The organism is Pseudomonas sp. C321, from assembly GCF_055407105.1.
The window spans coordinates 316,204-329,868 of record NZ_JBUZRB010000005.1 but is presented as its reverse complement, the minus strand read 5'-3'; the positions used below and the strand labels follow the sequence as shown (position 1 = coordinate 329,868).

The window sequence follows — 13,665 nt, the reverse complement described above, 5'->3', positions numbered from 1 at the left end:
ACCGAGTTGATGCTATCGCAGCGATGCGGCGACCCGACAAGCCAGCCCCACATGGGTTCTCCAGTGTTTAAGACACCGGGTTTCAGGCTAATTCGGTCGCGGTATTCTTCACCACCGCCAACTCCGGATGCGCCACCAGCTTATCGATGTGCAGCTCGCCGTTGTTCAACCAGGTTTCCGTCAGCACCCGATAATGCTCCATGTCCCGGCAGCGCATGCGCAGGCTGTAGTCGAACGGGCCGCTGATCAATTGGCACTCGAACACCTGCGGGCAAGCTTTGACGCAGGCCTCGAAGGCTTTCTGTGCCGAACGACCGCTCTGGTTGGAGAGGGCGATCAGCACTAGCAAGGAGAGCCCCGGCGAGACCATTTGCACATCGATGATGGCGCCATAACCACGGATCACCCCACGTCGCTCCAGCTTGCGCACCCGCTCCAGGCAAGGCCTGGGCGTAAGGTGCACCAAGGAAGACAGCTTCTCGTAGGTAATGCGCCCCTGATGTCGCAGCACATCGATGATGGCTTCGTCGATGCGATCCAGCACTGGGGAAGAATGAGGGCCTTTTGCCTTGGTATCCATGGGGTTTGGTGTTCACTTCAAGCGGTTGGAAAGAAATTGCTGCAAGCGTTCGCTGTTGGGGTGATCGAGGATTTCGGCTCCGCCTTGTTCCTCGACCCGACCCTGATGCAGAAACAGCACCTGGCTGGACACCTGCCGAGCAAAGCCCATTTCGTGGGTGACCATAAGCATGGTACGACCTTCCTCAGCCAACGTCTGTATGACTTTAAGTACTTCTCCTACAAGCTCCGGGTCTAGCGCTGAAGTGGGTTCGTCGAACAGGATGATCTCCGGCTCCATGGCCAGGGCACGAGCGATGGCCACTCGTTGCTGTTGGCCGCCGGAGAGAAACGCCGGGTATTGATCAGCCACCCGCCCCGGCAAGCCCACCTTGTCGAGGTACATGCGCGCGCGTTTATCCGCCTCTGCTGCGCTCACGCCCAACACCCGGCGCCGATCAGGCTGATCACATCGCCGTTGCGTGCATTGAGGGAGACACCCTTGAGCACCTCATGTTCGCCATAACTTTTATGCAGGCCTTCGACCTTGAGTTTGACGTTGGCGTTTTCCGCTACGACGGTAGGTTTTGCAGGTCGGCGTAGTTCTGGTCCTGGGACTGGTAGGCCTTGACCTGGGCACCGAGTTTGGCCAGATGAGCACGCGCGTAGGCTTCTTGCAGCGATCCCTGGAGGACGCCGACCTGTTTGCCTTTCAACGACTCAGGCGTGTCGCCGAAATCGGCGCTCTTGCGGGTGATCACTGAGGTTGGGCTGAGGAACACCCCGAAGCGGATTTCTTTCCATTCCTGGGCCTGGGCTGCAGTTGCGCACAAAGGCAGGAGCAGCGCAGCGAAAAGTGATCGGAGCGGAGTCATGGTGTATTCCCTATATTTTGTAATTAGATGTCAGGGCAGTAAACAAGGTGTTGTCGCGAGCTTTTTTATGGCAAGTGGGTTTGTGTGGTGAGCGGGCTCGTCACAAAGAATGCTTCAAGGTGGTGCGCCTTTTGTGTCGTTTACCCCAGCGATGACACGCGCAATAGGCTGTTAAAACGCGAGTGGCGGCGCAATCGGCTGAAATACCCGTTAAATTGGCTTGTTGATCAACTATTTCCAGCCTGCCCCTTGCGCAAAGCGGCAGGCCAGAGCGGTCTCAGGCGTGTTTTTTCTGCTGTGCGGACGGCTGCTGCGCAAGCCGTGCAAACAGGTCCTTGGGATCGGCCAGATCCGGAACCAGTTCCAGTTCGCTGCCCACTTCCAGGGCCTTGGCCACGTCCAGTACGTACCGCAGGGCTGAGTAGTCTTCGATTGCAAAACCCACCGAGTCGAACAGCGTGACCTGGCGCGGATTTTCCCGGCCAGCCACTTGGCCGTTGATGACTTGCCACAGTTCAGTCACCGGGGAATCTTGCGGCATTTGCTGGATTTCGCCTTCGATGCGGCTTTGCGGTTCGTACTCGACGATCACCCGCGCACGCTCGACGATTCGTCGGTCCAGTTCGGTCTTGCCGGGGCAGTCGCCGCCGACGGCATTGAGGTGCATGCCGGGCTCGATCATCTCGTCAGTGAGGATCGTGGCGTAGGCCTTGTCTGCGGTGACAGTGGTGACGATGTCGGCACCGCGTACGGCGTCAGCCACGCTGCTGGCCAGGATCACTTTGATCGCCGGGAAGGCCTTGAGGTTGTTCGCCAGCTTGGCGGTGGCCTTGGCGTCGATATCGAACAGGCGGATCTCATTGATGCCCAGCATCGAATGAAAGGCCAGGGCCTGGAACTCGCTCTGGGAACCGTTGCCGATCAACGCCATGCTGCGGCTGTCTTCCCGGGCCAGGTAGCGTGCGACCAGCGCCGAGGTGGCGGCGGTGCGGATCGCGGTGGTCAGGGTCATTTCGCTGAGCAGCACCGGCTTGCCGGTGTCGACATCGCCGAGGGCGCCGAAGGCCATGACGGTGAGCATGCCGCTTTGGGTGTTTTTCGGATGGCCGTTGACGTACTTGAAGGCGTACAGCGAGGCGTCCGAAACCGGCATCAACTCGATCACACCTTCCGGTGAGTGGTTGGCCAGGCGTGCGCATTTTTCAAAGTCATGCCAGCGCAGGTAGTCGGCGCGAATGTACTCGGCCATCTCGGCGATACAGGTCAGCAGACCTTTTTGCGAAACTAGATAGCTGAGGTCGTTGACGTCGATATAACGGGTCATGGGAAGACTCCTTGTTGGTATGAGGGACGGGCTGGCAGATGCACTTCCGCCAACATACAGCGGGCACTGCCGCCGCCGATGCGCTCGATGTTGTCGATGTTCACCACCACCGGCCGGGTGTGGCGTTCCACGTGCAGGCGTTGGGTGGGCTTGAGGGAGTGCCAGGCGCTGGCGGACATCACCAGCAGCGGCTGGCCGTGGCGGTCGTGGACTTCCAGCATGTTGCCGGCGAAGGCTTCCAACTGGTCGAAGTCCAGGGCCAGGATGTCCTTGCCAGTGTCGCGCAGGGAGTGTTCCAGGGCCAGGCGTTCGTGCTCTTCGGGCAGCGCTTGCAGGCAGGCCACGGCGAGGTTGCGGCCCACGCTCATCATCACGTTGCTGTGGTAGATCGGTGCGTGGTGGCGGTCGACGGCGTGAAATACGCAGACCTGGTAGTTCAGGCGTTCGGCAAACTGGCGCAAGGCATCGGAGTGAGTACGCCCTGAGTGACAGGCGTAGCTGATGCGGTGCTGGCGGTCGAGGACCATGCTGCCGGTGCCTTCGAGGAACATGTTCTGTTCTTCGAGGTGGCTGAAATCGATGGTGTCGTGGATGGCAAAGCGTTGCTCCAGTACTTGCAGCACGCCTTTGCTGCGTTCCAGGCGGCGGTTCTGGCCCTCCATCGGGTACAGCACCAGGCTGCCGTCGGCGTGGCTGCTCCACCAGTTGTTGGGGAAGATCGAATCCGGGGTGTGGGGCGCGAGGGTATCTTGCACCACCAGTACTTCCACGCCGTGCTGGCGCAGGGTGTTGACATAGCCGTCGAATTCTTCCAGCGCTTTCTGCTGTGCGCTGTAGGGGTCTAGGGGCGCTTGCTGGAAGCGGTTGTTGATCGCGGTGTCCGGGTTGAAGGCAAAGCGTGCCGGGCGGATCATCAGAACGGTGTTAGTGGTTTGCATGGGGGCACGGGTCCATGGGTTGGGCAGTAAAGCTATTTTGTGCGCTATGGAGGCAGAATCCCGGTTGAAGTAGGGGCGTGGCTCAGCCGGGAAAGCTGAAAAGCGGGGTTTTGCAGCGAAATCGGCTGCTGAGGGTAGGCGTGGCATCTTTTCGGTGAAAAATGCGATGCTGCTGCACGCTACGATATTGGTGTCAAGAAGGAGAAGTCATGCCAACCGAAGTTCGTCTCGCCAAAACCGCCGATGCTGAAGGCATAAGCCAAGTCATTCTCGCGGCCCTGCACGACAGCAACGCCCAGGATTACCCGGCCGACGTGATTGCGCGGGTGGCGAGCAACTTTACTCCCGACGCGGTGCTGCAATTGCTTAAGCGCCGAACCGTCTTGGTGGCGATCCAGGATCAAGTGATCGTCGCCACCGCCGCACTCGACGCTAATGTGGTGCGTTCGGTGTTCGTCAATCCGACGTTGCAAGGCCAGGGTATCGGCCGCCTACTGATGATCGAAATCGAACTGCGTGCCCGCGAGGCCGGAGTGACGGTATTGAATGTACCCTCCTCACTGACTGCCGAATTGTTCTATATCAAGTTAGGCTTCATTACTGTGCGCGACGTCTATCACGGTAACGAACGCACCCTGGTGATGGAGAAGGCATTGTCGTCACGCCATCCCATTGGCCCCTACCGCGACCGCCCACACCGTGCGCAGGTGGTAGCGCTGTGGCAGGCGGCCTTTGGTTATGACACGGCGCACAACCTGCCGACCCTGGTCATTGATAAAAAACTGGCGGTCAATGATGGGTTGTTTTTTGTGGCTACGGACAAGAAAACCGTGATTGGCACCATCCTCGCCGGTTATGACGGGCATCGCGGCTGGTTGTATTCGGTGGCAGTGCATCCCGACTATCGCCGGCAAGGCTTGGGCGCCTCGTTGGTACGGCATGCCGAGCAGGCATTAACGGCCTTGGGCTGCATGAAGATCAACCTGCAGATCACTGGCGGCAATGATGCGGTAGTGGGTTTTTACGAGGCGCTGGGCTACGGGGCGGAGCCGCGGATCAGCATGGGCAAGAAGATCCCGGAAAACATCCCCGAATAAACAAGAAACCCGCCAAATAGGCGGGTTTCCTGTTTAAAACAGGTGCAGGATCAAACCTTGACGATCCAACCCTCAGGCGCTTCAACATCACCCGATTGCACACCGGTCAGCTCTTTATAGAGCTTCTGGGTCACCGGGCCGACGTCTTTTTCGCTGTAGAACACGTGCAGCTTGTCTTTGTATTCGATGCCGCCGATGGGCGTGATCACCGCCGCTGTACCGCAGGCGCCGGCTTCCTTGAAGTCCGACAGCTTGTCGACGAACACATCGCCTTCGACCACTTTCAGGCCCAGGCGGGTCTTGGCCAGTTCGATCAGCGACAGGCGGGTGATGCCTGGCAATACCGACGGCGAGTTCGGGGTGACGAACGTGTTGTCGTGGGTAATCCCGAAGAAATTGGCCGAACCGACTTCCTCGATCTTCGAGTGGGTTTGCGGGTCCAGGTAGATGCAATCGGCAAAGTTGGCCTTTTTCGCCTGGGAGCCCGGCATCAGGCTCGCGGCGTAGTTGCCGCCGACCTTGGCCGCGCCAGTGCCGTTTGGTGCTGCACGGTCGTAGCCGGAAATCAGGAAGTTGTGCGGGGTCAGGCCGCCCTTGAAGTAGGCGCCCACCGGGATGCAGAAGATCGAGAAGATGAACTCGGGCGCAGTGCGCACACCGATGTTGTCACCGGTACCGATCACGAACGGACGCAGGTACAACGCACCGCCGGTGCCGTACGGCGGGATGAAACGCTCGTTGGCGCGGACCACTTCCTTGCAGGCTTCGATAAAATCTTCAGTCGGCACTTGTGGCATCAGCAGGCGTGCGCAGCTGCGCTGCATGCGCAGGGCGTTCTGGTCCGGGCGGAACAGGTTGATCGAACCGTCCTTGCAGCGATAGGCCTTCATGCCTTCGAAGCATTGCTGGCCGTAGTGCAGGGCGGTGGAGCCCTCGCTGATGTGCAGCACGTTATCTTCGGTCAGGGTGCCTTTTTCCCACTCGCCATTACGCCAGTGCTGGAGAAAACGCTTGTCGGTCTTGATGTAGTCAAAACCCAGCTTGTCCCAATTGATGCTTTCGTTACCCATGACACCCTCTATCTCTTGTCAACCGCCTGGTCGAAGGCAGGCGTGTGGTTTATTTCTGGATGGGCGCAACAATACTTCATTACCCGCTGCATTCGCACCCCCTTCAAAGGTGCAACGCATGCCCCAAGGCCCGCAACGCCGCTTCCTGCACCGCTTCACCCAAGGTCGGGTGGGCGTGGATGGTGCCCGCCACGTCTTCCAGGCGTGAGCCCATTTCCAGGCACAGGCCAAAGGCGGTGGACAGCTCGGACACGCCGACACCTACCGCCTGCCAACCGACAATCAGGTGATTGTCGCGCCGCGCCACCACCCGCACGAAGCCGGTTTTCGACTCCAGGGTCATGGCGCGGCCATTGGCAGCAAACGGGAAGCTTGTGACGATGCAATCCAGGCCAGCGGCTTTAGCCTCGTCCGGGGTCTTGCCGACCACCACCAGTTCTGGATCGGTAAAGCACACTGCTGGGATTGCCGCCGGGTTGAATTCGCGGGTTTTACCGCTGATCAGCTCTGCGACCATCTCGCCCTGGGCCATCGCGCGGTGCGCGAGCATCGGCTCGCCGCTCAGGTCGCCAATGGCCCAGACATTGCGCATGCTGGTCTGGCAGCGGCTGTCGATCTTGATCGCCGAGCCGTTCATGTCCAGGTTCAACGCTTCCAGGTTCCAGCCCTGGGTATTGGGTTTGCGACCAACGGCCACTAGCACCTGGTCGGTTTCCAGGGACAGGGTGTCGCCGTTGGGATCGCGTACTTGCAGGGTGTTGCGTTCAAAGCCGGTGACGCTGTGTTTCAGGTACAGCTTGACCCCCAGTTGCTTGAGGGATTCGGCCACCGGTTGCGTCAGCTCGGCGTCGTAGGCTGGCAGGATACGGTCCTGGGCCTCGACCACGCTGACGTCGGAACCCAACTTGCGATAGGCAATCCCCAGCTCCAGCCCGATGTAACCACCGCCGACTACGATCAGGCGCCTGGGTACTTTCGTCGGCGCCAAGGCCTCGGTGGAAGAGATGATTGGCCCGCCAATTGGCAGCATTGGCAGGTTGACGCTTTTCGAACCGGTGGCCAGCAACAGGTGCTCGCACTGGATGCGCTGGTCGCCAACCGCCACAGTCTTGCCATCGATGACCTTGGCCCAGCCTTGGATGACCTGCACCTTGTGTTTCTTCAGCAGCGCGGCAACACCGGTGGTCAGGCGGTCAACGATGCCGTCTTTCCATGCCACGCTTTTGCCGATGTCCAGGGTGGGTACGTCGACGTCGATCCCCAGGTGGGAACCCTGGCTGTGGTGCACGGTTTGCTGGAACTGTTCGGCAACGTGAATCAGTGCCTTGGACGGAATGCAGCCGATATTCAGGCAGGTACCGCCCAGTGACTGGCCCTCCACCAGAATGGTCGGGATGCCCAGTTGGCCGGCGCGAATCGCCGCCACGTAACCGCCAGGGCCGCCGCCGATAATCAGCAGTGTGGTATTTAATGATTGAGACATGCCTTACTCCAGAAACAGGCTGGCGGGTTGTTCGAGCAGGCCACGGATGGCCTGGATGAATTGCGCCGCGTCCATGCCATCGACCACCCGGTGATCGAAGGAGCTGGAGAGGTTCATCATCTTGCGGATCACGATCTGCCCCTTGATCACCATGGGGCGCTCAACGATGCGGTTGACGCCGACGATGGCCACTTCCGGCAGGTTCAGCACCGGTGTGCTGACAATCCCGCCCAAGGCGCCGAGGCTGGTCAACGTGATGGTCGAGCCCGACAGCTCATCACGGCTGGCCTTGCCATTGCGCGCGGCGGCGGCCAGGCGGGTGATCTCTTCGGCATTGCCCCACAGGCTGCGGGACTCGGCGTGACGCACCACCGGAACCATCAGGCCGATATCGCTTTGGGTGGCGACGCCGACATGCACCGCGCCCAGGCGAGTGATGATCTGGGCTTCATCGTCGTAACGCGCGTTGATCTGCGGGAAGTCCCGCAACGCGACGACCATGGCCCGCACCAGAAACGGCAGCAAGGTCAGCTTGCCGCGGGTGGCGCCATGTTTTTCATTGAGGTGTACCCGCAACTCGTCGAGGGCAGTGACGTCGATCTCTTCCACGTAGCTGAAATGCGCGGCACGCCGGGTGGCGTCCTGCATGCGCTGGGCGATCTTGCGGCGCATGCCGATCACCGGGATTTGCTGTTCGTCATTGCGTTCGGCGTAAGGATTGGATGCTGCCGAACTTTTTGCCGGACCCTGCAGCAAATACGCCTCAAGGTCTTCATGCAAAATCCGCCCGGCCGGGCCGGAGCCCTGGACCAAACGTAGTTGAATACCTGCATCCAGCGCATGCTTGCGCACGGCCGGGGAGGCCAGCGGACGCTCGTCGGCATCACGGGCTACCGGGGCTTGAGCAACGATCGGCTTGGTCGCCGGTTTACTTTCAATGGCCGGGGCCTTGGCTTCGACCTTCGGCGCAGGTACAGGTGCCGCTTCCTCTACCACCGCCGACAACGCCGATTCCTTAGTATTGCCCGCGCCTTCCACTTCAATACTGATCAGAATGCTGCCCACCGCCATCACTTCACCCGGCTCACCGCCCAGGGAAATCACCTTGCCATGGACCGGCGACGGAATATCCACCATCGCCTTGTCGGTCATCACGTCCGCCAGCACCTGATCCTCTACCACCAGATCGCCAACCTTGACGTACCAGACCGATAGTTCAACTTCTGCGATGCCTTCGCCAATGTCCGGCATCTTGATAACGTGCGTGCCCATTCAGACCTCCATAACCCGATGCAAAGCCGCGCCCACACGGGACGGACCAGGGAAGTACGCCCACTCTTGCGCGTGGGGATACGGGGTATCCCAACCGGTGACGCGCTCGATAGGCGCTTCCAGGTAGTGGAAGCAATGCTCCTGAACCAGCGCCACCAACTCGGCGCCGAAACCGCAGGTGCGGGTGGCTTCGTGGACAATCACGCAACGACGGGTTTTCTTCACCGAGTTGACGATGGTTTCCAGGTCCAGCGGCCACAGGCTTCGCAGGTCGATGACTTCGGCATCAATGCCGCTTTCTTCAGCAGCCACTTGCGACACATACACCGTGGTGCCGTAGGTCAGGATGGTCACCTCCGAGCCCGGACGAGTGATGGCGGCGACGTCCAGCGGCACGGTGTAGTAACCATCCGGGACTTGCGCGGCGGGGTGTTTCGACCACGGGGTTACCGGGCGGTCGTGGTGGCCGTCGAAGGGGCCGTTGTACAGGCGCTTGGGCTCGAGAAAGATCACCGGGTCATCGTTTTCGATGGAGGCGATCAGCAGGCCCTTGGCGTCGTAAGGGTTGGACGGCATCACCGTGCGCAGGCCGCAGACCTGGGTGAACACCGCTTCAATACTCTGGCTGTGGGTCTGGCCGCCGTAGATGCCGCCGCCGCAAGGCATGCGCAGGGTCATCGGTGCGGTGAACTGGCCGGCCGAGCGATAACGCAGGCGCGCCGCTTCGGAAATGATTTGGTCGGAAGCCGGGTAGACGTAGTCGGCGAACTGGATTTCCGCCACCGGGCGCAGGCCATAGGCACCCATGCCCACGGCGACACCGACGATGCCGCTTTCCGAGATCGGCGCGTCGAACACCCGCGAGGTGCCGTACTTGTTTTGCAGGCCTTCGGTGCAACGGAACACACCGCCGAAATAGCCGACGTCCTGGCCGAACACCACGACATTGTCGTCACGCTCAAGCATCACATCCATGGCCGAGCGCAGGGCCTGGATCATGGTCATGGTGGTGGTGGTCATGGCGGTTTCCAGCTCGATAGTGTTGTTGTGATCGTTCATGTCAGACCCCCAACTCTTGACGCTGGCGCTTCAAGTGCTCCGGCATCTCTTTATAGACGTCTTCGAACATGGTCGCGGCGCTTGGAATCTGGCCGCCGGCGAGGGTGCCGTACTGTTCGGCTTCTTTCTGGGCCTTGATCACTTCGGCTTCCAGTTCCGCGCTGACGGCGGTGTGTTCCTCTTCGGACCACTGGCCGATACGGATCAAGTGCTGCTTGAGGCGCAGGATTGGGTCGCCCAGGGGGAAGTGGCTCCAGTCGTCTGCGGGACGGTACTTGGACGGATCATCGGAGGTGGAGTGGGGGCCGGCGCGGTAGGTGACCCATTCGATCAGGGTCGGCCCCAGGTTGCGCCGGGCGCGCTCGGCGGCCCAGGCGGAGGCGGCGTATACCGCGATAAAGTCGTTGCCGTCTACCCGCAGGGAGGCAATCCCGCAACCCACGCCGCGTCCGGCAAAGGTGGTGGCTTCACCGCCGGCGATGGCCTGGAAGGTGGAGATCGCCCACTGGTTATTCACCACGTTGAGAATCACCGGCGCCCGATAGACGTGGGCGAAGGTGAGGGCGGTGTGGAAGTCTGATTCAGCTGTGGCGCCATCACCGATCCAGGCCGAGGCAATCTTGGTATCGCCCTTGATCGCCGAGGCCATGCCCCAGCCCACGCCCTGTACAAATTGGGTCGCGAGGTTGCCGGAAATGGTGAAGAAGCCGGCTTCGCGCACCGAGTACATGATCGGCAACTGACGGCCCTTGAGCGGGTCGCGCTCGTTGGACAGCAGTTGGCAGATCAGGTCCACCAGCGGCACTTCGCGGGCCATCAGGATGCTTTGCTGGCGGTAGGTGGGGAAGCACATGTCGTCAATATTCAAGGCCAGGGCCTGGGCGCTGCCGATGGCTTCTTCGCCAAGGCTTTGCATGTAGAACGACATTTTTTTCTGACGCTGGGCGACCACCATGCGGTTGTCGAAGATCCGTGTCTTGAGCATGGCACGCATGCCCTTGCGCAGGATTTCGACGGGCACGCCTTCAGCCCATGGGCCAAGGGCCTGGCCCTGATCGTCGAGCACGCGGATCAGGCCTTTGGCCAAGTCGGCGGTGTCGGCGGGTTCAACGTCAATGGCGGGTTTGCGCACCGTACCTGCATCGGTCAGACGCAGGTAGGTAAAGTCGGTTTTGCAGCCTGGACGGCCGGAAGGCTCGGGAACGTGCAGGCGCAGCGGTTCATATTGCTGATTCATGGCTTTCTACGCTCGATCTTGTGAATTTCTTGTAGTGGGCGCGCTTAGCTGACAGTCAGTCTTCGGGTAGAAGAAATCTTGTCCTACAACAATCATAGGCTGGGCGTAGGAGAATATTTCTCTCTGTTTCGTTGCGCTTTAGTTCATTTGAGGATAAAAAAACTGCATAAGCATAATAAACAGGTGGTTTTGTCTCATGCGTAAGCTGGACCGTATCGATATCGGGATTCTCAACAGCCTCCAGGAGAACGCCCGCATCACCAACGCCGACCTTGCCCGCTCGGTCAACCTGTCACCCACTCCGTGTTTTAACCGGGTCAAGGCCATGGAAGAACTGGGGCTGATTCGCGACCAGGTGACGCTGCTGGACGCCGATCTGCTGGGGCTGCACGTCAATGTGTTCATCCATGTCAGCCTGGAAAAGCAGAACGAGGAGGCGTTGCAGCAATTCGAAGGGGCGATTTCTGATCGGCCAGAGGTGATGGAGTGCTATTTGATGGCCGGCGATCCCGACTATTTGATTCGGGTATTGGTGCCGACCATCCAGTCGTTGGAGCGCTTCATGATGGACTTTCTGACCAAGGTGCCCGGCGTGGCGAATATCCGCTCCAGCTTCGCGCTCAAGCAGGTGCGCTACAAGACGGCGCTGCCGTTGCCGCCAGATGGCCTGATGTTGAGCAAGCCGTAAGCGCCAGCCTTGACCAGCGACGGGGGAGGCGTCGTCGCTGCGTTATAAGGTGAAGTTTCCCTCCGATCTATTCGTTTAGATGGCAATAAGTGCTGATGACCCCCAATACGCCCTATAATTGTCGATACTTTAAATTATAAGATCGGTTTTTCCTGCGCTCGTTGACGCACCTGCTAAACTCCAGTTTTAAGCGAGAGCTTAAGTCATGGAGCGTCAAGGTTTAGTCTGTCGTGCGCTTTATGATTTCGCTGGTCAACTTGCATTGCACCCTCTTATTAAATAAAGCGCCATATTGAGCACTTTCAATAGTGTGTCAGGTGGTGTTTTGGCTTTACGCCCATACGGTATTTTTCACTCGCCTCTAAATAAAGTGATATCTGACAGCTTCTGCACAGGGCGCAAGGTCCGCAGAGCTAAGGAAATCGGGAGTTGTTATGTCAATGCGATTGATAAGGCTGAACTTGCGCACCACTTTGTGTTTTGGCGTTGTCTGTCTTTTGCTGTTGATACAAGGGGGCCTGACGCTGGTAAAAGCTGACAGGATTTATGCCTCGACGGTCGCGATTGAAACTAATTGGCTTCCCAGTATTCGCCAGGCAGGAGAAATAGAAAGCGCATTGCTAAACCTCCGGCTGGAGCTGCGTCGATTTGCGATGGAAAACAATAGGTTGAGTGGGGGCTCCACTGGCGCGATCAAGGACGCGAGGAACGTATTGGTTGACGTGACAGAGAAGTACTCAAAATTTGTTTCAAGTCCGCAGGAGAAAAACAAGTACGAAGACATAGTCAAAGGCGTCCAGAGTTATAATCTCAAGGTTGATGAGCTGGTGGCCATGGATGCATCTCGTTCGATAAATGATATCAACGTGTTTATCCGCGACCAGGCCAGCCCCGTGGCGTTAAAACTTCAATCGTGGATCGGTGAACTGGTGGCTATCAACCAAAACGGTGCGCAAACCGCCGCGGGTACGGCCTCCAATGAGTTTGATGCCGCCCGCCTGCTTACCATTGTGCTGATGGTGGTCTCGGTCTTGTTGACGGTCGTGGTGGCGCACCTGTTCACCAAAAGCATTATCACGCCGGTCAAGGAGTTGTTGGCGGCGACGGCCAAGATTGCCCAAGGCGACCTGCGTGTCGCCATTAATATCAGTGGCAAGGACGAGTTGACGGATCTGCAACAGTCTACGGCGGCCATGCAAATGAACCTGAAAAGCACCTTGCAGCATATCTCCGAAGCTTCGGGGCAACTGGCCGCGGCGGCGGAGGAGATGAGTTCGATCACCAAGGAGTCAAGTGCAGGCATTGAGCGACAAAGCATGGAAACTGATCAGGCCGCTACGGCAGTCAATGAGATGACTGCGGCGGTAGAGGAAGTGGCCAGAAATGCTGTCTCAGCTTCCCAGTCGACTCAAGACTCCCAGCGCTCGGCAAAGGTGGGTCAGGACCGTGTTGCCCAGACCATTGCCTCGATTGAAAAGTTGAGCACAACGGTTCAGCAAACCGGGCTGGAAGTCGAAGGGCTCGCCAAGCAGGCCCAGGATATCGCCAAGGTGGTCGAGGTTATCCGTTCCATTGCCGAACAAACCAACTTGCTTGCCTTGAATGCGGCGATCGAGGCGGCCAGGGCCGGAGAGCAGGGGCGCGGCTTTGCTGTCGTGGCCGACGAAGTCAGGGCGCTGGCCCACAGAACGCAAACATCTACCCACGAAATTGAGCAGATGATTGCGAAAATCCAGAGCTGCTCAAGCGAGGCGGTGTTGTCCATGGAGTTGAACCGCAGTGAAGCCGTGGACTCGTTAAAGATCGCCCATGAAGCAGGCGCCGCCATTACCCAAATCACCCAAGCCATCTCTGATATCAATGAAAGAAATCTGCTGATTGCGACCGCATCGGAGGAGCAGGCCCATGTGGCTCGTTCCGTTGATCAGAACCTCATCAGCATCAGGGATCTTTCTATTCAGAGCTCTTCTGCCGCCGGTCAGACATCCATTGCCAGCAATGAGCTGTCCAAGCTTGCGGTGGATCTTAAGCAGATCGTTTCAAAGTTTTCCGTGAGTTAGTTGA

At 59.0% G+C, this 13,665-nt stretch carries 11 protein-coding genes and 2 pseudogenes; 3 read left to right on the top strand and 10 right to left on the bottom strand.

The window, feature by feature from the left end:
* Positions 1–82 precede the first annotated feature (82 nt).
* From ACZRJ6_RS17250 to ctlX, 5 genes and pseudogenes are all read right to left on the bottom strand, one after another.
* Complete coding sequence (locus ACZRJ6_RS17250; RefSeq protein WP_463969377.1) at positions 83–580, bottom strand: Lrp/AsnC family transcriptional regulator; 498 nt, start codon at positions 578–580, stop codon at positions 83–85.
* 12 nt (positions 581–592) lie between these two features.
* Positions 593–1,095: pseudogene (locus tag ACZRJ6_RS17245) on the bottom strand (ATP-binding cassette domain-containing protein).
* Positions 1,096–1,142: 47 nt separating this feature from the next.
* Positions 1,143–1,433 (bottom strand): annotated as a pseudogene (locus ACZRJ6_RS17240) (ABC transporter substrate-binding protein); the annotation flags it as partial.
* Positions 1,434–1,710: 277 nt separating this feature from the next.
* Positions 1,711–2,757 (bottom strand): ornithine cyclodeaminase, encoded by a 1,047-nt coding sequence (locus ACZRJ6_RS17235; RefSeq protein ID WP_463969378.1) that lies wholly within the window; start codon positions 2,755–2,757, stop codon positions 1,711–1,713.
* A complete protein-coding gene (gene ctlX, locus ACZRJ6_RS17230) occupies positions 2,754–3,695 on the bottom strand; it encodes a citrulline utilization hydrolase CtlX (RefSeq protein WP_463969379.1) in 942 nt (313 codons plus the stop codon). The genes ACZRJ6_RS17235 and ctlX overlap by 4 nt, the downstream gene beginning before the upstream one ends.
* Before the next feature lie 209 nt (positions 3,696–3,904).
* On the opposite strand from ctlX, the gene ACZRJ6_RS17225 reads away from it, so the two are divergent.
* Entirely contained in the window at positions 3,905–4,792 is an 888-nt protein-coding gene (locus ACZRJ6_RS17225) for a GNAT family acetyltransferase (RefSeq protein ID WP_463969380.1), read from the top strand.
* Between the two features lie 50 nt (positions 4,793–4,842).
* On the opposite strand, the gene ACZRJ6_RS17220 is transcribed toward ACZRJ6_RS17225, so the two are convergent.
* From ACZRJ6_RS17220 to ACZRJ6_RS17200, 5 genes are all read right to left on the bottom strand, one after another.
* Positions 4,843–5,862, bottom strand: a complete 1,020-nt coding sequence (locus tag ACZRJ6_RS17220) for a branched-chain amino acid aminotransferase (RefSeq protein ID WP_133100385.1) — start codon at positions 5,860–5,862, stop codon at positions 4,843–4,845.
* 103 nt (positions 5,863–5,965) lie between these two features.
* Positions 5,966–7,345, bottom strand: a complete 1,380-nt coding sequence (lpdA, locus tag ACZRJ6_RS17215; protein ID WP_463969381.1) for a dihydrolipoyl dehydrogenase — start codon at positions 7,343–7,345, stop codon at positions 5,966–5,968.
* A 3-nt stretch (positions 7,346–7,348) separates the two neighbouring features.
* Positions 7,349–8,617, bottom strand: a complete 1,269-nt coding sequence (locus ACZRJ6_RS17210; RefSeq protein ID WP_463969382.1) for a dihydrolipoamide acetyltransferase family protein — start codon at positions 8,615–8,617, stop codon at positions 7,349–7,351.
* Positions 8,618–9,676 (bottom strand): alpha-ketoacid dehydrogenase subunit beta, encoded by a 1,059-nt coding sequence (locus ACZRJ6_RS17205; RefSeq protein WP_133100382.1) that lies wholly within the window; start codon positions 9,674–9,676, stop codon positions 8,618–8,620. It abuts the gene before it with no gap.
* A gap of 1 nt (position 9,677) precedes the next feature.
* The gene (locus ACZRJ6_RS17200) at positions 9,678–10,913 is read right to left on the bottom strand and encodes a thiamine pyrophosphate-dependent enzyme (protein ID WP_463969383.1); all 1,236 of its coding nucleotides are present in this window, start codon (positions 10,911–10,913) and stop codon (positions 9,678–9,680) included.
* Positions 10,914–11,109: 196 nt separating this feature from the next.
* Between ACZRJ6_RS17200 and ACZRJ6_RS17195 the strand changes: the two genes are divergently transcribed.
* A complete protein-coding gene (locus ACZRJ6_RS17195) occupies positions 11,110–11,601 on the top strand; it encodes an Lrp/AsnC family transcriptional regulator (RefSeq protein ID WP_133100380.1) in 492 nt (163 codons plus the stop codon).
* 434 nt (positions 11,602–12,035) lie between these two features.
* On the top strand, positions 12,036–13,661 hold the full coding sequence (locus tag ACZRJ6_RS17190; RefSeq protein ID WP_463993551.1) for a methyl-accepting chemotaxis protein: 1,626 nt from the start codon (positions 12,036–12,038) through the stop codon (positions 13,659–13,661).
* Positions 13,662–13,665 lie beyond the last annotated feature (4 nt).